This is a genomic window from Bordetella genomosp. 9 (genome assembly GCF_002119725.1).
Taxonomy (GTDB): Bacteria; Pseudomonadota; Gammaproteobacteria; order Burkholderiales; family Burkholderiaceae_B; genus Bordetella_C.
Genome location: NZ_CP021109.1, coordinates 3,764,437 through 3,783,628, shown reverse-complemented (window position 1 = coordinate 3,783,628; position 19,192 = coordinate 3,764,437). Strand labels below are relative to the sequence as shown.

20 protein-coding genes are annotated in these 19,192 nt (G+C 67.2%); 16 read left to right on the top strand and 4 right to left on the bottom strand.

What is annotated here, in order from left to right:
- The first annotated feature begins 5 nt into the window (after nucleotides 1-5).
- Together CAL13_RS17440 and CAL13_RS17435 are read left to right on the top strand one after the other, a co-directional pair.
- Nucleotides 6-1,658, top strand: a complete 1,653-nt coding sequence (locus CAL13_RS17440) for an arylsulfatase (protein ID WP_086073071.1) — start codon at nucleotides 6-8, stop codon at nucleotides 1,656-1,658.
- A 25-nt stretch (nucleotides 1,659-1,683) separates the two neighbouring features.
- A complete protein-coding gene (locus CAL13_RS17435; protein ID WP_086073070.1) occupies nucleotides 1,684-2,694 on the top strand; it encodes a formylglycine-generating enzyme family protein in 1,011 nt (336 codons plus the stop codon).
- On the opposite strand, the gene CAL13_RS17430 is transcribed toward CAL13_RS17435, so the two are convergent.
- Both CAL13_RS17430 and CAL13_RS17425 read right to left on the bottom strand, forming a co-directional pair.
- Nucleotides 2,677-3,564, bottom strand: coding sequence for an FRG domain-containing protein (locus CAL13_RS17430; RefSeq protein WP_086073069.1), 888 nt, complete (start codon nucleotides 3,562-3,564; stop codon nucleotides 2,677-2,679). The genes CAL13_RS17435 and CAL13_RS17430 overlap by 18 nt on opposite strands.
- Before the next feature lie 24 nt (nucleotides 3,565-3,588).
- Nucleotides 3,589-4,371 carry a transporter substrate-binding domain-containing protein gene (locus tag CAL13_RS17425; protein WP_086058504.1) on the bottom strand — a complete coding sequence of 261 codons (783 nt, stop codon included), beginning with the start codon at nucleotides 4,369-4,371 and terminating at the stop codon, nucleotides 3,589-3,591.
- Nucleotides 4,372-4,526: 155 nt separating this feature from the next.
- Between CAL13_RS17425 and CAL13_RS17420 the strand changes: the two genes are divergently transcribed.
- On the top strand, nucleotides 4,527-4,910 hold the full coding sequence (locus tag CAL13_RS17420) for an RNA-binding S4 domain-containing protein (RefSeq protein ID WP_086059558.1): 384 nt from the start codon (nucleotides 4,527-4,529) through the stop codon (nucleotides 4,908-4,910).
- A 9-nt stretch (nucleotides 4,911-4,919) separates the two neighbouring features.
- On the top strand, nucleotides 4,920-5,849 hold the full coding sequence (locus tag CAL13_RS17415) for a LysR family transcriptional regulator (protein WP_086073068.1): 930 nt from the start codon (nucleotides 4,920-4,922) through the stop codon (nucleotides 5,847-5,849).
- Here CAL13_RS17415 and CAL13_RS17410 read toward each other — a convergent pair.
- Entirely contained in the window at nucleotides 5,770-6,711 is a 942-nt protein-coding gene (locus tag CAL13_RS17410) for a LysR substrate-binding domain-containing protein (RefSeq protein ID WP_232467687.1), read from the bottom strand. The two genes, CAL13_RS17415 and CAL13_RS17410, sit on opposite strands and share 80 nt — an antisense overlap.
- Before the next feature lie 54 nt (nucleotides 6,712-6,765).
- On the opposite strand from CAL13_RS17410, the gene CAL13_RS17405 reads away from it, so the two are divergent.
- From CAL13_RS17405 to speB, 12 genes are all read left to right on the top strand, one after another.
- Nucleotides 6,766-8,022 (top strand): MFS transporter, encoded by a 1,257-nt coding sequence (locus CAL13_RS17405; protein ID WP_086073066.1) that lies wholly within the window; start codon nucleotides 6,766-6,768, stop codon nucleotides 8,020-8,022.
- Nucleotides 8,023-8,169: 147 nt separating this feature from the next.
- Nucleotides 8,170-9,144 carry a Bug family tripartite tricarboxylate transporter substrate binding protein gene (locus tag CAL13_RS17400; RefSeq protein ID WP_157664892.1) on the top strand — a complete coding sequence of 325 codons (975 nt, stop codon included), beginning with the start codon at nucleotides 8,170-8,172 and terminating at the stop codon, nucleotides 9,142-9,144.
- Nucleotides 9,145-9,183: 39 nt separating this feature from the next.
- Complete coding sequence (locus CAL13_RS17395) at nucleotides 9,184-10,332, top strand: mandelate racemase/muconate lactonizing enzyme family protein (RefSeq protein ID WP_086073064.1); 1,149 nt, start codon at nucleotides 9,184-9,186, stop codon at nucleotides 10,330-10,332.
- Between the two features lie 79 nt (nucleotides 10,333-10,411).
- Nucleotides 10,412-11,140, top strand: coding sequence for a haloacid dehalogenase type II (locus tag CAL13_RS17390; RefSeq protein WP_086073063.1), 729 nt, complete (start codon nucleotides 10,412-10,414; stop codon nucleotides 11,138-11,140).
- Between the two features lie 271 nt (nucleotides 11,141-11,411).
- On the top strand, nucleotides 11,412-12,242 hold the full coding sequence (locus CAL13_RS17385) for a transporter substrate-binding domain-containing protein (protein WP_086073707.1): 831 nt from the start codon (nucleotides 11,412-11,414) through the stop codon (nucleotides 12,240-12,242).
- Nucleotides 12,243-12,252: 10 nt separating this feature from the next.
- Nucleotides 12,253-12,966: an amino acid ABC transporter permease gene (locus CAL13_RS17380; protein WP_086058497.1), complete on the top strand. Its 714-nt coding sequence runs from the start codon at nucleotides 12,253-12,255 to the stop codon at nucleotides 12,964-12,966.
- Entirely contained in the window at nucleotides 12,963-13,607 is a 645-nt protein-coding gene (locus tag CAL13_RS17375) for an amino acid ABC transporter permease (RefSeq protein ID WP_232467686.1), read from the top strand. Before CAL13_RS17380 ends, CAL13_RS17375 begins: the two co-directional genes overlap by 4 nt.
- 37 nt (nucleotides 13,608-13,644) lie before the next feature.
- Entirely contained in the window at nucleotides 13,645-14,481 is an 837-nt protein-coding gene (locus tag CAL13_RS17370) for an amino acid ABC transporter ATP-binding protein (protein ID WP_086073061.1), read from the top strand.
- On the top strand, nucleotides 14,468-15,799 hold the full coding sequence (locus tag CAL13_RS17365) for a M20 family metallo-hydrolase (RefSeq protein ID WP_086073060.1): 1,332 nt from the start codon (nucleotides 14,468-14,470) through the stop codon (nucleotides 15,797-15,799). Before CAL13_RS17370 ends, CAL13_RS17365 begins: the two co-directional genes overlap by 14 nt.
- Before the next feature lie 11 nt (nucleotides 15,800-15,810).
- Nucleotides 15,811-16,512: a DUF1989 domain-containing protein gene (locus CAL13_RS17360; RefSeq protein WP_086058493.1), complete on the top strand. Its 702-nt coding sequence runs from the start codon at nucleotides 15,811-15,813 to the stop codon at nucleotides 16,510-16,512.
- Nucleotides 16,513-16,520: 8 nt separating this feature from the next.
- The gene (locus tag CAL13_RS17355) at nucleotides 16,521-17,123 is read left to right on the top strand and encodes a cupin domain-containing protein (RefSeq protein ID WP_086059556.1); all 603 of its coding nucleotides are present in this window, start codon (nucleotides 16,521-16,523) and stop codon (nucleotides 17,121-17,123) included.
- Nucleotides 17,124-17,127: 4 nt separating this feature from the next.
- Nucleotides 17,128-18,081: an agmatinase gene (gene speB, locus CAL13_RS17350; protein ID WP_086073059.1), complete on the top strand. Its 954-nt coding sequence runs from the start codon at nucleotides 17,128-17,130 to the stop codon at nucleotides 18,079-18,081.
- Between the two features lie 48 nt (nucleotides 18,082-18,129).
- Here the strand turns inward: speB and secF are convergent, their stop codons facing one another.
- A complete protein-coding gene (gene secF / locus CAL13_RS17345; protein ID WP_086073058.1) occupies nucleotides 18,130-19,059 on the bottom strand; it encodes a protein translocase subunit SecF in 930 nt (309 codons plus the stop codon).
- Nucleotides 19,060-19,192: the final 133 nt, after the last annotated feature.

Here is a 19,192-nt window from a genome sequence, read left to right as displayed (position 1 = left end):
CAGGGATGAACAGCGACACGCAGCGTAAACCCAATATCGTGCTGATCCTGAATGACGACATGGGTTATTCGGACATCGGCTGCTACGGCGGCGAAATCGACACGCCCAACCTGAACCGCCTGGCGGCCGGCGGGCTGCGCTTTTCCCAGTTCTACAACACCGCCCGCTGCAGTCCCTCGCGCGCGTCCCTGCTGACCGGCCTGCATCCGCACCAGACCGGCGTCGGCATCCTGACCTACGATTTCGGCCCGGAAGGCTATGCCGGCAATCTGAACAAGCAGTGCGTGACCATTCCGCAGGCGCTCAAGGCCAGCGGCTACCGGTCCTACATGAGCGGCAAGTGGCACGTGGCGAGCAGCCTGGTCAAGCCCACCGATACCTGGCCGATGCAGCGGGGTTTCGATGCGTTCTACGGCACCATCATCGGCGCCGGAAGCTTCTACGATCCCAACACCCTTACGCGCGGCAACGACAATATCGAGCACGAGGCCCGGGACAGCGAATTCTTCTACACCGACGCCATCAGCGACCAGGCGGCCAGCCATATCCGCGAGCATTGCCGCGAGTACCCCGACCGGCCGTTTTTCGAATATGTCGCCTACACCGCGCCGCACTGGCCGCTGCATGCGCACGACGAGGACATCGCCAAGTACAAGGGCCGATTCGACGCCGGCTGGGACGACTTGCGCGCGCAGCGGCTGCGGCGCCTGGTGCAAAGCGGCATCCTCCGGGATATCTGGAAGCTGAGCGACCGCGATCCGACCCAGCCGCCCTGGGACGAAGCGCAGGAGAAAGCCTGGCTGCTGCGCTGCATGGAGGTGTATGCGGCGCAGATCGACCGCATGGACCAAGGCATCGGGCGCATCCTGGCCGCCCTGGAGGAGACCGGGCAGCTCGACAACACCCTGGTGATTTTCCTGGCGGACAACGGGGCGTGCGCGGAAGACATTCCGGAAGACGTCACCGTCGACGAGCTGGTCAACAAGCTGATGATCGCCAAGTCGCATACGCGCGACGGCAAGCCGGTGCGTTTCGGCAACGATCCGTCGATCATGCCGGGGCCGGAGGACACCTACCAAAGCTACGGCACGGCGTGGGCCAACCTGTCGAACACGCCGTTCCGCCTGTACAAGCACTGGATTCACGAAGGCGGCATTTCAACGCCGCTGATCCTGCACTGGCCGCAAGGCATCGCCGACAAGGGCGGCATCCGCCACACGCCGGGCTATCTGCCCGACATCATGGCGACGATCCTCGACATCACGGGCGCGGCTTATCCCAGCGTATGGGAAGGCAACCCCATCGCGCCGCTGGAGGGCACGAGCCTGCGGCCGGCGTTCGAGGGCGACGCGGACGACGGCCAGGGCGCAGGCGTCCGGCCTCCCATGTTCTGGGAACACGAGGGCAACGCGGCGGTGCGCATCGGCAAATGGAAGCTGGTGCGCAAGTATCCCGGGCCGTGGGAGCTGTACGACATGGATGCGGACCGCACCGAATTGCACGACCTGGCGGGCGACCATCCGGAACGGGTGCGCGACATGGCAGCGCGCTACGACGAATGGGCGCGCCGCTGCGGCGTGATCCCGCGCGAGAAGATTCTGGAATTGATGAAGCAGCAGACCTCGCCTGCGTTCTGGGAAAGAGACGCGCAACACTGAGGCCGGGCGCCGCCCTGGAGTTTCCATGGAACATTCGTCCGGCAAATCGTGCTGCACGCCCGCGGCGCCGCATGGCGGCGCAGGGGCAAGGCCGCACGCCGGGCCGTCGAATGGCGATACACGGGCCATGCGCACGGCCCGATGTCTGCGGCATGAAGGCGAAAACGGCCATACCCATCGCGGCCTGGTCGCCTTGCCGGGCGCGGAATTCCTGATGGGGGGCGACGATCGCGACGGCTTCGCCGGCGATGGCGAGGGGCCGCCGCGGCGGGTCCGCGTAAGCGCCTTTTCGATCTCGGCCACGGCAGTGACCAATCGCCAGTTCGGCGACTTCGTGCGCGCCACGCGCTACGTCACCGATGCCGAACGGGCGGGCGCGTCCTTCGTGTTCTACCTGCAGGCGGCGCAAGACCTGCGCCGCGCCGTCCGCCGCGTGCCCGCCGGCCTGCCTTGGTGGCTGGCGGTCGAAGGCGCATGCTGGCAACGGCCGGAAGGGCCGGGCTCGCATATCTACGACCGGCTCGATCACCCCGTCGTGCATATCTCTTGGTTCGACGCCCAGGCCTATTGCGCGTGGTCGGGGACGCGGCTGCCGACCGAGGCGCAGTGGGAATACGCGGCGCGCGGCGGGCTGACCGGCGCCCGATACCCCTGGGGCGACGAATTGGAACCGGACGGGCGGCCGCGCTGCAATATCTGGCGCGGCGAGTTTCCCGCCCGGCCCGCACCGGGATGGCTTCCCGGAACGGCGCCGGCGACGGCATTCGACCCGAATGGCTACGGCCTGTACAACATGGCCGGCAACGTGTGGGAATGGTGCGAGGACTGGTTCACGCCGGGCTATCACGCCGAAACGGCAAGCGACGATCCGGTTCATCTGCGCCCGACCGGACGGCGCGCCATGCGCGGCGGCTCTTTCCTGTGTCATGCGTCGTACTGCAACCGCTATCGCGTGGCCGCGCGCAATTCCAATACGCCGGACAGCACGTCGGGCAATTGCGGATTCCGCGTGGCGGCCTCAGGGGATCCGGCGTGACGCTCGCGCCGGCGGCGCTTGCGCCGCGTCCAGGCGGTCCTTGACCCGCTGCGCCAGCTCCAGCATCGGATCGGCGCTGGGATAGAGCGCCTGTTTGCCCACGATGGGAAAGCTGTGGCCTTCCCAGAAATGCGTCGGGTCGAAGCGGAACTTGGCGATCAGCCGGCGCCCGAAGTCGGTTTCATGGTGCAGGTACAGTGCCTTTTGCCCGATGCCCGACATCTCCGGATATTCGCCCAGCAGATAGCCTTCCTGCAGATGCGGCCGCACGGCCGACGGCGGGCAGACGCTGGACAGCCGCACCGCCTGCAGGCCCGCTTCGGCGCTGGCGGTAATGCCGCCGCTCAGGTTGGGCACGCCCAGTACGAAGACATAGGCATCCTGCTTCGCGCCATGGCTGGCGAAGGACGCCGCGATGCGCAGCGAATGGGTGACGTCCAGCAGCGGCGTGGCGCATACCTCGTAATGCTGCAGGATGGACCACCGCACGATGCGCTGGCGCTGCACGCGGTCGCGCCCCAGCAGCCCCGCGTCGGCATACTCCTGCGCCAGAATTTCTTCGGCTGCCTCGAGCGTGGCGAAGCGCTGGCGAAGTTCCGCCACACCGGGGTTTCTGCCCGCCGCGCCGCGCAGCAGACTGGGCTTCAGCGACGTATACCCGCGCTGGTTGCGATGGTCGCTGGCCTGGCCGCGGAACAGCAGCACGTGGTCGCGGTTGCGGAACTGCAACTCCGCGACCTTGGTCGCCAGGTCGAAGTACGAGGCGACGGGATGCGCGTCGGCCTTGCGGAAGTTCTGGCCCTGGACCACGGTGGCCGCCGGCCCCGCGCCGGTGAAGGTCCACAGCTTGTGTTCGGTGATCTGCTCCAAGGCCCTTCCTTTGCCTGGCCGGCCTTACTGTCCCAGCCACTTCGCGCGGATCTGCGCGTATTCGCCGCTGGCCTCGCTCAAGTGCAGCCACTGGTCGACGAAGCGCTTGAAGACTTCATCGCCGCGCGGCAGCAGATAGGCCATTTCGGCGTACTGCAGCGGCTTGTCGGGATTGACCGCGCACAGTTCGGGGTGCGCCTTGCTCTGCACGATGGCTTCGGCGGCCTCGGTCACGAAAACGTCTGCCTGCCCCTTGATGAGCTCATCGAAGATGGTCAGGTTGTCCGGATGCATGGTCAGCCTGGCGTGGCTCAGTTTCGTCTTGGCGAAGCGCTCGTTGCTGCCGCCCGGATTGGCGATGACGCGCACTTCCGGCCGGTCGATGGCTTCGATGGTCTGGAACCTGGCGGCGTTCTCGCATCGCGTCAGCGGCGTTTTGCCGTTGACCATGTAAGGCTTGCTGAAATACGCCTGCTTCTGGCGCTCCAGGGAAACCGAAATCCCGCCCGCGGCGATGTCGCACTTGCCGGCCACGAAGTCCGGCAGCAGATTGGCCCAAGTGGTCTTGACGAATTGCGGCTTGGCTTTCAGCGCGGCGGCCAGGGTCTGCATCAGGTCGATATCGATCCCTTCGAACTCGCCCGGCGCGCGCTGGAAGCTGAAAGGCTTGTAGTCGCCGGGCGTGCAGACGCGCAGCACGCCGCTTTGTTCGACGCGGCCGAGCGTGGAATCCGGCGCCGTCCGGGCGTCCTGGGCAAAGGCCAGGGTCTGGGCGGTCGTCAGGATCAGGGCGGCGAGAATTTTCATGGATGGAGTCCGTTGTTGCGATTGGGCGGGTTGCGGGGAATTTAAACGGAGCCGCCGCATTGTTCATTGCGGGTTTGCACGGCTTGCCAAGCGCCCGGCGATGCGGCGCGGCCCGTTATCATTTCCATCCATGCGGCAAATCGCCGGAGAGCGCCATGACGGACAAGATACGACTCGACAAATGGCTGTGGGCTGCGCGCTTCTACAAAACGCGCGGCCTCGCGGTGGAAGAAATCGGCAAGGGAAGGGTGCTGGTCAATGACCATCCGGCCAAGCCGGCCCGGGAAGTGGGCGAGGGCGACCTGGTGACCATCCGCAAGGAAGAACCGCCCATCCAGGTGCGGGTGCGCGGCGTCAGCAGTGTGCGCGGTCCCGCACCGGTGGCGCGGCAGCTCTACGAGGAGACGCCGGAAAGCGTCGCGGCCCGCGAGCGTGCCGCGGAAATGCGGCGGTTGGCGCCGGAGCCCGCCCACGGCATTGCGGCGGGCCGGCCCACCAAGCGCGACCGCCGGCTGATCGATCTGCTGCGGGGCAAGTAAGCGCGGCGCATGAATTTCTCCCTGCGCCACATGAAGGCCTTCATGGCCTTGTCCGAACAGCGCAGCTTCACGCGCGCCGCCGAGCATTGCTGCCTGACGCAAAGCGCATTCAGCGCGCTCATCGCCAACCTGGAAAGCGATCTCGGCGTCAGGCTCTTTTCCCGGAATACGCGCAATGTCGAACTCACGGCGGAAGGCGAGGTGTTCCTGAACATCGTCAGCCATCTGCTGCCCGAGACGGAACGCGCGCTGGCCGAGGTGCGCGACCACGTCGAACGGCGCAAAGGCAGGGTGGCCCTGGCGGCGCTGCCATCGATCTCTTCCGGCATCCTGCCCGGCCTTATCGCCCGTTTCGGCGCGGCGTATCCCGGCATCGCCGTGCAGGTGCACGATGTCGCAAGCACCGTCTGTATCGACATGGTGCGCAACCGCCAGGTGGACTTCGCGCTCTGCGCCGCGGTGTCGCCCAGCGTGGACATCGACATCGACGTGCTGGCGCGCGACAGCTTCTATTTCATCTGCCGCCAGGACCATCCGCTGGCGAAGCGCCGGCAACTGGCGGTCAGCGACGTATTGCCCTATCCGATCATCAGCTTCGAAGGCAACAGCAGCATCCGGCAGCACTTGGACGCGGCGGTCTACCCGCGCCAGTGGCTGCGGTCGCACCAGGTCAACAGCCTGTCGACAGCGGCGGGCTTCATCGCCGCGGGACTGGGGGCGACCGTGGCGCCCACGCTGGCGCTGTTCCAGTTCCGCCTGGCAGGCCTGCGCGCGGTGCCGCTGTCGCTGCCCATCAACGAGCGCGATATCTGCCTGGCCTGGCGGCGCGACGCCACCAGTTCGCTGGCCGCGCAGTCCTTCATCGCCTTGCTGCGGGAAAACTTCGAAGCGGCGGTACGGGGGCTGAAACGGGCGCCTGCGCTTCCAGCCATTCGGTGAACAACCGGGTTTCGCGCGCGGCTTTCGGCGCGCGGCCGTAGTAGTAGCGCATCAAGGGCAGGCGCAGATGGGGCAGCGCGCATGCCAGCCGGCCGGTGGCCAGATCGTTGGACAACAGGGACATCGGCGCGATGGTGAAGCCCAGTCCATCCACGGCGGCCTGCAGCACGAAGTGCAGGTGATCGAAAAAAATCCGGTGCCGCGGCTGCAGCTGCAGAATCCCGGCGTGCTTTTTCCAGTCGTCCCAGTCGTTCCTGCGTGTCTTGGACAGCAGCAGCGTCAGCGAGCCGAGCGATCGCGGCTCGCCGATGCCGCGCATCAGCGCGGGCGCGCCCACCACCAGGGCTTCGTCCTGCAGAAAGGGGTGCATTTCCAGCGACGCGGGCCAGTCGTCCAGTCCCCGGCGGATAGCGACGTCGAAGGCCGCGCCGGCCAGGTCCGGCGGCCGTGTGCTCGTGATGACCTGCGGCTCGATGCCCGGATAGTGGCGCACGAAATCGGACAGCCGGGGGATGAGCCAGCGCACCGCGAAGGAGGGGCGAACGTTGATCCGTACGGCCCGTGCCGGCGCGTGCGACATCACGTCGTGCGAAGCGGCGGCGATCTGGTCCAGCGCGGGCGCGGTTTCGGCAAGAAAGCGCGCGCCGGCTGGCGTGAGCCGAACTTGGCGAACCCGTCTTTCGAACAGGGCGACGCCAAGGTATTCCTCCAGCGTCTTGATCTGTCGGCTGATGGCGCCGTGGGTCACGTGCAGGTCTTCCGCGGCCAGCGTGAAGCTGAGGCGGCGCGCCGCCGCCACAAACGCGCGTACGGCATTCAGAGGTGGCAGGCGGGAGGGCATGCGTGAGATTTTATCACCCATGCGGCGCGGGAATTTCGATTGTCATCGGATGGAAACCTGCGGACGATAAGCGCCATGACGCCCCTGCATACCTCCGAAGCGACGCGCCGGCATCCAGAAGCGTCGCATCGGCCCACCCTCGAAGCGACGCATCGCGACGCCCCTGAACAACCGCAATCGCGCACGCCCCATCCCCCGCCGCCGGACGCTGCCACCGACGCGCATTCCGCGCGCGCGGCCGCCACGCTGGCGTTGACGCTGCCCGGCGACACGGTGCTCTATCTGCTGCTTCCGATGTATGCCGCACAGTTCGGCGTGTCGCTGGCGGAGGCGGGCGTCCTGCTCGCGGCGAACCGGCTGGTCCGCATCGCGGGCTACGGCTCGGTGGCGCGGTTCTACGCCCGGCACGGGGACCGGCCCACCTGCATGCTGGCGGCGGCGGCGGCGACCCTGAGCGCGGTCGGCTACGCCACCTTGTCGGGTTTCTGGGCCTTGCTGCCGTTGCGTCTGCTGTGGGGACTGGCGTTCGCCGCCTTGAACCTGTCGACCCAGGCCATGGCCACGGCGGATTCGAATGGCGCGGCGCGGCGCAACGGCCGCTCGCGCGCCATCATCGCCATGGGACCGGTGGCGGCGCTGCCGGTGGGCGCCTGGGCGGCATCCGCCTTCGGACCGCGTCCGATCTTCCTGCTGCTGGGTGCGGCGGCATTGGCCGGCGTGGCGGTGGCGCGCGGGCTTCCCTCCCATCCGCACCCCGCGCCCGCCGGGCGGCGGCGCCTGCGCCTGCCCGGCAGCCTGGATACCTGGTCTTTCCTGGAAGGCTTCACGCTGGACGGGCTGTTCATCATCGGGCTGGCCTATCTGGGCAAGGACCTGATGCCCGCCGGGTCGGTGATCGTGGCGGGTTCCGTGCTTGCGCTGCGCTATCTGGGCGAGATCGTGCTCAGTCCGGTGGGCGGCAGGATGGCCGAGCGCGTGGGAGCCGAACGTCTGCTCGTGTGGCTGTCGCTGCTGACCGCCGTTGTGCTGGTGGGGTTCGGCGCGGGCTGGGTATGGAGCTGCGCGGCCGCCATCGTGGTGCTGCGGGCGCTGCAGCTGCCGCTTTTGCCGCCGATCGTGGCCATGCGCACGCCGGGGCCTGGCCGCGTCCAGGCGCTGGCGGCCCGGTCGGTGTGGCGCGACATCGGGGCCGGGACGGGACCGCTGCTGGCCGGTCTGGTGCTGCCAATGGCCTCGCCGATCTGGATCTACGGCATCCCGGCGGCGTTGCTGGCGCTCGCGGCGCTGGCTTGCGTCAGTCCGCGCAAGGGGGCGCCAGTGGATGCGGAATGATCGCGAGCGGCCAATGGATCGCTGAATCGCGCTTCTCGCCGATTCAGCGATTTTCTTTCTCAGTCTATAGAAATTATCCATTCATCGACTGAGATGGCGGGTCTAGGATGCACGCAGAACAGCCAATCATGCGAGGAGACAACCGCCATGAAACGCATCGCAACGGCGTTGGCCGGCGCCTGCCTGACGGCCGCGCTCGGCATTTTCGCGGGGCCCGCCACGGCCGACGACTATCCCGCCAGACCGGTCCGCCTGATCGTCGGCATGGCGCCGGGCGGATCGAACGACACGGTGGCGCGCCTGGTGGCGGCCGAGCTGTCCAAGCGTTGGCCCCAGCCCATGATCGTGGAGAACAAGCCGGGCGCGAACAGCACCATCGCCACCAGTGAACTGAAGCGGGCCACCCCGGACGGCTACACGCTGATGCTGGTGATTTCCTCGCACGTCACTAACACGCTGCTCTATCCGAATCTGAATTACACGCTGGCCGATTTCGCGCCCGTGTCCCTGATCGCCGACACGCCGTTCGTGCTCGTCGCCAATCCGAAATTCGCGCCCAATAATGCGCGCGACCTGATCTCGATGGCGAAGGCGCGCCAGGGCGGTATCGATTTCGGCACGCCGGGGCAGGGCTCGACGCAGCATATCGCGCTGGAACTGTTCGACCAGATGGCCGGCATCAGGATGAACCACATCCCCTACAAGGGCGGCGCGCCGGCGCAGACCGACGTCATCGCCGGCCAGATTCCCCTGATCTTCGCGACGCCCACGCAAAGTTTGCCTTTCATCAAGCAGCACAAACTCAAGGCCCTGGGCGTGACGTCGAAGGAACGGTTGCCGCAACTGCCCGACGTACCCACCCTGGACCAGTCCGGCGTGCCCGGCTATGAGGCCAATGTGTGGTTCGGCATCATCGCGCCGGCCGGCACGCCGCCGCAGCGGGTGGATTACCTGAACAAGCAGATTTCCGGCGTGATCCAGAGCCCCGAAATCAAGGCCAAGCTGAACGAGCTCGGCCTGAACCTGCTGGACCAGCCGCCCGCCCAATTCCAGCAGCTGATCGACAGCGAAAAAGCCAAATGGGCGCGCGTCATCAGCCAGAGCAATATCAAGTTCGATTGACCGGCCCGCCGATCGGGGCCAATCAGGAGTCCGCACCTCATGCCTATCATCGAGTCCGTTTCCGTCTGCATCGCCCGCGTCCCGCTGGACAAGCCGGTCACCTTTTCCACCCGCCAGGTTACGGCGCGCGAGTACTGCCTGATCCGCATCCGCTCCACGGACGGACAGGAGGGTCTGGGCTATTGCTACGCCGTCAATAGCGCGGGCCGCCTGCTCGCGGTGGCCGCCGCCGACCTGCTGGCGCCGCGCCTGGTGGGCGAGGATTCGCTGCGGGTGGAGGGCCTGTGGTCGGAGCTTTACCAGGAGGCGTTGCTGCTGGGCCGGGCCGGCGGCGTCATGCGTGCGCTGTCGGCCATCGACATCGCGCTGTGGGACCTGAACGCGCGCAGCGCCGGGCTGCCGCTGTATCGATATCTGGGCGCCACCGTGCGCGACCGCGTGTCGGCCTATGCCAGCGGCGGCTATTACCTGCCCGGAAAGACGCCCGACAAGCTGGCCGCCGAGATGGCGGGGCATGTCAAGGAAGGCTTTCGCGCGGTGAAAATGAAGGTAGGTCTGGAAAGCGTTGCCGGCGAGCGGCGCCGCATCGCCGCGGTTCGCGAAGCCATTGGCGAAGACGTGCGCCTGATGCTGGACGCCAACAACGCCTGGCGGGACCTGCCCACGGCATTGGAGTACGTGCGCGCCTTCGAACCCTATCAGCCCTTCTGGATCGAAGAACCCTTTTCCCCTGACGATATCGACAACCACGCCCGCCTGGCGCGCGCCACCCCGTTGACTGTGGCCACCGGCGAAGTCGAGGCGGGCCGCTGGCGCTTCAAGGACCTGATCGTGAGCGGCGCTACAACGCTGCTGCAAACCGACGCGACGGTATGCGGCGGCATCACGGAATGGCGGCGCATCGCGGCCACGGCCGCGAGTCATGGCATAACCGTGGCGCCGCACGCATGGCACGACGTCCATGTCCACTTGGTGGCCTGCACGCCCAACGCCACCTACGTGGAGTGGATGCCCGACGACCACATCGTCAACTTCCGCCGCCTGATCGACCGTCAACTGGTCGCGGAGAAGGGCGATCTGCTGCTGCCTCGCGAGGCAGGCTTGGGGTTCCTGTTCGACCCCGCTGCAATCGAACGCTACGGCGTGGTGTATCCGGGGCAGTCGGCTGCCTGGCAGGAGGTTCGCTGAACCGGTCGTTGCCGGGCGGATGAGCGGGCGGTACGCTGGCACGGCAGCGTTTTTTCCCACTCATCCACAGGTATCGACCATGTCCGACAGCACGGCAATCCAGGCGCTTTTGTTCGACGTATTTGGCACGGTGGTGGATTGGCGCACCAGCGTCGCCGCCCAGCTGCGGCCCTTTCTTGCGCGCCATAACATCGGCGCGGACCCTTACGACCTTGCCCATGCCTGGCGCAGGAAGTATCAGCCGGCGCTCGACGAGATCCGCGGCGGGCGCCGGCCCTTCGTACGCCTGGACGTGCTGCATCGTGAAAACCTGGAAAGCGCCCTGGCCGACGTCGGCGTGGACCCCGCATCGATTCCCGCCGGGGAACTCGATGAATTGAACCTGGTCTGGCACCGCCTGGACCCCTGGCCCGATTCCGTGCCGGGCCTGCGCCGGCTGAAGCAGCGCTTCATCATCGCGCCGCTTTCCAACGGCAATATTCGCCTGATGACCGATGTCGCCAAGCGCGCCGGCCTGCCGTGGGACGCGATCCTGGGGGCCGAAGTCGTCCAGGCGTACAAGCCATCGCACGAGGTCTACCAGCGCACCGCGGACGTCCTCGGCATGCGGCCGCAGGAAATCTGCATGGTGGCCGCCCACAACGGCGACCTGGCCGCGGCGCGTCAATGCGGCTTCAGGACGGCTTTCGTATTGCGGGCGACGGAATACGGCCCCAATCAAAAAACCAATCTGCGCGCCGAGCAGGACTGGGATTGGGTGGTGGACGATCTGGAAACCCTGGCCACGCGGCTGGGTTGCCCGGCCTGAGGCGCGGCGCAGGCATGCGCGCCCGCAAGGCGGCACGCATGCGCTTGCCGCCTGGGTTCATGAGCCATCTCGGTGCGTACGCACCATCGCGACGCACGTCGCGCCCGCCAATGGCGCTTGCTCGCCCTTCGTAATCCCGCAGCCCCTGGCGCCTGGAATTGGCATGCATGTTGCTTGATAGCCATGCAAGTGACTTGCATGGAAAGCACTTCACTTGCACCGGTTCCACGTCTACCGCCCGCTGGCGGGCATCGCTATCAAGGGGTTATTCATGCTGCGCAGTCGTTTGATCATGGCCGTACTGGCTTTCGCCGCGGCCGGTGCCGCGCACGCGGATCTGTTGGACAACATCCGGCAGAAGAAGGAAATCGTCATCGGGACCGAAGCGCAGTTCGCACCCTTCGAGTACCTGCAGGACGGCAAGATCGTCGGTTACGGGCCCGACTTGATGAACCTGATCATGAGCGGCCTGCCGGGCGTCAAGGTCAAACAGCTCGACGTGCCGTTCCAGGGCATCCTGCCGGGCCTGGCCACGCGCAAGTTCGACTTCATCGTGACCTCCGTCACCATGACGGGCGAGCGCGCCGCCAAGTTCGCCTTCACGGTGCCGATCGCGGACGCGACGACGGCCCTGGTCAAGCGCAAAGCCGACACCGCGCTGGCCGGCGCCGAGAACATCGCGGGCAAGACGGTGGGATCGCAGACCGGCTCGGCGCAATTGAAGGCCCTGCAGGCGTATTCGGACAAGCTGAAGGCTGCCGGCAAGCCGGCGGTGAACATCCGCGAGTACGTCAGTTTCGACGAGGCCTATGCCGACCTTGCCGCCGGCCGCCTGGACGCCGTGGCGCAATCGCTGGCCAACCTGGCCACGCTGGTGAAGACCCGGGGCGACGTCTATGCCGTGATCGACCAGCCGATCGGGCCCAAGACTTACTTCGGCTGGGTGGGCCGCAAGGAAGCCGATAGCGCAAGCCTGGTGAAGTTCTTCAGCGACGGCATCGCCCGCGCCCAGCAGACGGGCGAGCTGCAAAAGCTGCAGATGAAGTGGTTCGGGTTCACCATGAGCGTGCCCACCGACAAGGTTCCGACGCCCGAGATGTGAGCCCGTTGCAATGAACGACGCCACCTTGTTCGAGCGCCTGGCCGCCTACGCGCCCGTCCTGGGCAACGGCGCCGTCATGACCGTGCTGGTCGCGGCGGTAGCCATTGCCGGCGGCTTCCTGCTGGGGGCCGCGCTGTTGGGCCTGACGCTGACGGGCAGCCGGCGCAGCCCGCTGCGGCTCGCGGTGGTCGCCTACGTCAGCTTCTTTCGCGGCACGCCCATGCTGGTGCAGTTGCTGATGCTGTTCTACCTGCCCAGCGCGCTCGGCGTGGACCTGCCGCCCCTGTTCGCCGCCATGCTGGCGATGTCGCTGAACTCGGCGGCGTTTCAGTGCGAGATCCTGCGCGGCGGTCTGGCGGCGGTCGCACGCGGCCAACTCGAGGCCGGCGCGGTGTTCGGGCTGACGCCGCGCCAGGTGTTCCGCCATATCCAGTTGCCGCAAATGGCTCGCGCCGTGTGGCCCGCGGTGGTGTCGGAAGCCATCGACGTCATCAAGAACTCCGCCATCGTATCGGTGATCGCGGTGGCGGACCTGGCGCGCGCGGCGCGGCAGATCGTGGCGTCGAACTACCGTCCGCTGGAGGTCTATGCCGCCACGGGACTGATGTACCTGGCGCTGACTGCGGCGGTATTCCTGCTCGGAACCTGGCTGGCGCGTCGCATGGCCGGCAGCCGCCATGCCAGCCGTGTCGTCGTCCGGCGCAACGCCATCCGGAAGTCATGATGGATTTTCATTTGCTGCTATCGCTGCTGCCGGAATTCGCTCCCGGCCTGCTGCACACGGTAGGTCTGGTTGCCGCCGCTTTGGCGGGCGGCCTGCTCACCGGCTTCATCGCGCATGTGCTGCGCGAGACCGGCTTGCGGCCGTTCATCTGGTGCTACTGGGCGTACACGGTGATGTGGCGCGGCGTCCCGTTCCTGATCCACCTGTTCATCGTCTACTTCGGCCTGCCCAGCGCCGGGATCTCGCTGGACCCCTACGCCGCCGCAGCCCTTACCTTGTCGATCTACAGCGGCGCCTACTTCGCCGAAATCTTCCGCGCCTGCTGGGAAGCGATTCCGCGCGGACAGGTGGAGGCGGCGCTGGTCATGGGCTTGGATCGCGGGCAGGTCTTCCGCCGGATCCAGCTTCCTCAGGCCATGAGGGCGGCGCTTCCGCTGATCGCGCACCAGACGATCCTGCTGGTAAAGGAATCCGCCCTGGCCTCGGTGATCACCTATCCCGAACTCACGCTGACCGCGTCCCGCATCGTCTCGGCGCAGTTCGTCTACATCGAACCCTATGTGGCGCTCGCCGCCTGCTATTGGCTGCTGGCGCTGGCGATCGGCCGCCTGGCGGGCTTGCTGGCGCGCCGCCTGGCGTGAGCCCGCCGACCGACCACCCCGCAAACCGGATCCTTCCATGACCGACACCATCCATACCGGCGCCGCGCTGCCGATGATTTCGATGCGCGGCGTCGGCAAGACCTTCGGCAGCCATCGCGTGCTGGCCGGCATCGACCTGGACATCGCGCGCGGCGAAGTGGTGACCTTGATCGGACCTTCCGGCTCCGGCAAAACCACGCTTCTGCGCTGCATGAATTTCCTGGACGCCTACGACGAGGGCGAAGTCCATATCCGCGGCGCGTTGCTGGGCTATCGGCGCGACGCCAGCGGCCGCCTGGTGCGCGACAGCGACCGCGCGGTTGCGGAAGTGCGCGCGCCGCTGGCGATGGTGTTCCAGCATTTCAACCTATGGCCGCACATGACTGTGCTGGCCAACGTCATGGCGCCGCTGACGCTGGCGCGCGCGAAACCGGCCGTCCAGGCGCGGCAGATCGCCATGGAGGCGCTGGACCGCGTCGGGCTGGCCGGCAAGGCCGGCGTGCTGCCTGCGAGCCTGAGCGGCGGCCAGCAGCAGCGCGTGGGCATTGCCCGCGCCCTGGCCGTATCGCCGGAAGCGATGCTGCTCGATGAGCCGACGTCCGCCCTGGATCCGGAGCTGGTGGACGAGGTGCTGGCGGTCATCCAGTCGCTGTCGCGCGACGGCATGACGATGGTAATGGTCACGCACGAAATGAGCTTCGCCGCGGAAGTGTCCGACCGCATCGTCTTCATGGAACAGGGGCGCATCCTGGCCACCGGCTCTGCCCAGGACATCATCCGCCGGCCCTCGCATCCGCGCATCAAGGCCTTTTTGCAACCCTGGATACGGCGCAGCCTGGCGTTGCCCGAGGGAGGCGCCGATGCAAGCGCTTGATAACGCGCGGGACCGCGTGGCCGGCGCCGTCGATGACGCCCGCCTGCAGGCAAGGTTGGAGGGGCTGGCCCAATTCGGCGCGGTCCAGCCGGGGCAGCCGCGTGGCGGCGTGGCGCGGCAGGCGTTGACTGAGCAGGAACGGCTTGCGCGCCGCTGGCTGGCTGCCGAGTTCGCCGGCCGCCCCGGCTATGCGGTCGGTATCGATGCCGCGGCCAACGTGTACGTCCGGCGCCAGGGCAGCGACGCCGGCGCGCCGCCCGTCATGACGGGCAGCCACGTCGATACCCAGCCGCTGGGAGGATGGCTGGACGGCGCCTATGGCGTGGCCGCGGGCCTGGAAGTATTCGCCGCACTGGATGCGGCGGGCGTGCACACGCGCCGCGCCATCGAAACGGTGATGTGGACCAACGAGGAAGGCTCGCGCTTCGCGCCCGGGCTGATGGGCTCGCTGTCCTATGTCTGCCCCGATCGCCTGGCGGAATTCCAAGACGCGCGCGATGCGCAAGGCGTGCCGTTCGGACAGGCCTGCGCCGAGGCCCGTGCGGACTTCGCCGCCGCCGCGCGCGAAGCGGGCTGGCAGTGGTTCGACACGCCGCTGGCGCGGCCGTTGCACGCCTATATCGAGGCGCATATCGAACAGGGGCCGATCCTGGAAGCGCGCGGGCTGCAGGTGGGCTGCGTCACCGCCATACAAGGAGTGCGCTGGTTCCGCGTGACGGTGCCCGGCCGCAGCGCCCACGCCGGCACCACGCCGGCATCGGCGCGCGACGACGCGCAGGCCAAGGCGATCGCGCTGGCCCACGCCCTGCTCGAATACGGCCGCGCCCAGGACGACGAAGCGCTGCGCCTGACCATCGGCCGCTGGCAGTGCAGGCCGGACTCCATCAACACGATCGCCGACCAGGTGGTCTTTACCGTCGATACGCGGCACCCGGACGCGCGGGTGCTGGACGCGCTGCAGGCGCGGCTGCAGGCTTTGCTGCCCCCGGGCGCCACGATGGATACCTTGCAGAACAAGCCCACCGTCACGTTCGACGGGGGCCTGACGGCGCTGGCGCGGCAAGCGTGCCGCGCGCTCCGGCTGACCCACCAGGACATGCTATCGGGCGCCTTTCACGATGCGATGCCGCTGGCCGGTTTCTGTCCGACGGCAATGCTGTTCGCCCCGAGCATCGCGGGGATCAGCCATCACCCCGAAGAACACACCGCCATCGAGGACCTCGCCGCGTGCACCCGCGCGCTGGCGTGGTGCCTGACCGATCTCGCGGGGCAGACCGATGCCCCGCCCGCAAACGCTTCGTTCACCTCCACCCGCTAGGAATCATCACCATGCAAACGCTATCCAGCACCACGCAGGTCCCCGACAACGGCGAACCGGTCGGCCTGAACAATACCCATCTGGAGCCGATCTCGCCCGACGGGCGGGCGGAGCCGGGCAAGGTTTACGAGGTCCCGGCCCGGCATGGGCGCGCCGTCCGGCTGTCGAAGGGACAGGTCATCCGCATTATCAACACCCATGGCAGCCAGGTGTGCGACACCTGGGCCTTCAAGGCGGACGACCTGAGCGAATTCATGTCGATGGAACATGCGCGCGCGATGATCGACCGCATCGTTCCCAAGGTCGGCGACCCGCTGGGCAGCAACCGGCGCCGCCCCATCATGACGCTGATCGCAGACACCTCCCCCGGCGTGCACGACACCTTGATGGCGGCCTGCGACGCCTACCGCTACCGCAACCTGGGCGTCGAGCACTATCACGACAACTGCGCCGACAACATGCGCATGGCCCTGAAGGCGATCGGGCTGCGGGCGCGCGAGGTGCCGCAGCCCCTGAACCTGTGGATGAACATCCCGGTCGGCCAGGACGGCGGCGTGCAATGGCTGGCGCCGGTGTCCAAGGCTGGCGACTACGTCGATCTGCGGGCGGAGATGGATTGCGTGGTCGTTATGTCGGCCTGCCCGCAGGACATCATCCCGATCAACGACAACCGTCCGGTTGAAGTGCATTTCCAGGTGCTGGCGCAGGCATAGCATCGGCCATGGCTACCCCCACACCCGTTCCGTCGATGCCGGAGCGCGGGCTCGCCGCGCTGGGTCCACGCGTCAAGCACGCCCGCATGGTGCGCAACATGACGCTGAAGGCGCTGGCGCAGGCCGCCGGGTGCTCGGAAAGCCTGCTCTCCCGCATCGAACGCGGCCAGGCCATGCCGTCCCTGGCCACGCTGCATCGGCTGGCGCGCGCGCTGGAAACCAACGTGGCGGAGCTCACCGCCGCCGACGCGCCGCCGGCCTCGCCCGTCACGCGCGCGGCGGACCGCCCGGTGCTGGCCTTCAGCCCCGCGCGCGGCCGCAAGGGCGGCGTCAAGCTGGAACGGGTCATCGTCCCGATGCGCGGCCAGCTGCTGCAAGCCGACATTCACGTGCTGGAGCCGCTGGCCGAAAGCCTGGAGCAGATCGCGCATGCCGGCGAGGAGATGGGCTATGTCATCGAAGGCCGCTTCGAGCTGCGGCTGGGCGCGGACACCCACCATCTGGAAGCCGGCGATTCGTTCTATTTTTCCAGCGACGTTCCGCACAGCTATCGCAACCCGGGCAAGACGGTGACGCGTGTGCTGTGGGTGAACACGCCCACGACTTTCTGAGCCCATGTCCCTATCTGCCACAGATACCCGCGCCCAGGCACTGCCCCGGTACAGCGGCATCCCGACCTTCATGCGCGTGCCCCATGCGACGCGGCTGGAGGATTTCGATATCGCCATCGTCGGCGTGCCGTTCGACGGCGGCGTGACGGCGCGCCCGGGCGCGCGCTATGGTCCGCGCGAAATGCGCAATATGTCGTCCATGACCAGGGCGATCCATCACGTGACCGGCTTCAATCCATTCACCGCCTGCCGCGTGGCCGATGTGGGCGACGTGCCCTTCACCGATGTGTTCCACCTGGAGAATGCGCACGCGGATATCCGGCGCTTCCTGGAGCCGCTGTACGCAGCCGGCAAGCGGACGCTGGTGGCGGGGGGCGATCACTCGATTACGTTTCCCATCTTCCAGGCGATGGCGCCGCGGCCGCCGCTGGGCATGGTGCATATCGACGCCCATACGGATACCTGGGACGACTTCGTCGGGTCCAAGTTCAGCCACGGCTCGCCCTTCCGGCGCGCCGTGGAAGCAGGCTTGCTCGATCCGCGCCGCACCGTGCAGATCGGCATTCGCGGCGCGCAGAACTCGGACGAAGGGTGGCGCTACTCGCTCGACACGGGTATGCGGGTGATATTCATCGAGGAGTTCGACCGGATGGGCGTGGACGCCGCCATCGCAGAGGCCCGCCGGGTGGTGGGGGAGGGGCCCGCGTATCTTTCCGTGGACGTGGACGGATTGGATCCGGTGTACGCCCCAGGGACGGGGACGCCGGAGATCGGCGGCCTATCGACGCGCGAGACGCTGGCCTTGCTGCGCGGACTGGACGGGCTGGACCTGCGCGGCGCCGACGTGGTGGAAGTGGCGCCGCCCTATGACCCCAGCGGCAATACCGCGCTGCTGGGGGCTACGCTGATGTACGAATGCTTGTGCCTGCTGGCGCGAGCCGTGGCCGGGCGGGGATAGCGCCTTTCAGGCCGCGGCCGCCGGCCGCGGCGTCCGCTGCGTCCGCCGCTAGGCTACTTCCGGGCCGTCCTTCTTCGCTGGTTTCACCAGGTCCTCGCGCTTCACGCCGAACCACATCGCCAGCGCGGCGGCCACGAATACCGAAGAATAAATACCGAACCAGATCCCGATGGTCAGCGCCATCGCGAAATAGTGCAGGGTGGGGCCGCCGAAGAACAGCATGGACAGCACCATCATCTGCGTGGAGCCGTGCGTGATGATGGTTCGGGAAATCGTCTGCGTGATCGCGCTGTTGATCACTTCCTGCACCGGGGCCTTGCGCTGCTTGCGGAAGTTCTCGCGGATCCGGTCCATGATGACCACGGATTCGTTCACCGAGTAGCCCAGCACCGCCAGCACCCCCGCCAGCACCGACAGCGAGAATTCCCACTGGAAGAAGGCGAAGAAGCCCAGGATGATCACCACGTCGTGCAGGTTGGCGACCACGCCGGCCAGGGCGAACTTCCACTCGAAGCGGATGCCCAGATAGACGACGATGCCCAGCACCACGAAGAGCAGCGCCATCAGGCCGTTGTGCACCAGTTCCTGCCCGACCTGCGGACCGACGTATTCCACCCGGCGCAGCTCCACCGAGGGGTCTTCGGCCTTCAAGGCTTTCAGCACCGCGTCGCTCTGTTCGGAAGACGTCTGGCCTTCGGCCAGCGGCAGCCGGATCAGCACGTCGCGCGAGGTGCCGAAGTTCTGCACCTGGAAGTCGGCGTAGCCCAGCTTGGAGACCGCGCCGCGCACCGAATCCAGCTGCGCCGTCTGCGCGTAGCTGACCTCCATCACCGTGCCGCCCGTGAACTCGATGGACAGGTGAAAGCCGCGCGTGACGATGAAGAACACAGCCGCCAGGAAGGTCACGGCGCTGATGATGTTCAGCACCAGCGCGTGACGCATGAACGGGATGGTGCGGTGGATACGGAAAAATTCCATGTTTCGCCTTGCTCGTGGGCCCTAGGGGCCTTTTATGAATCAATCACCACTACTCGCGAATCTCGCTCGCCAGCACTTCCAAAGGCCCACCAGCAGCCCCGAGAAAACCGCTGCCCCCCGATCAGGGACGCCG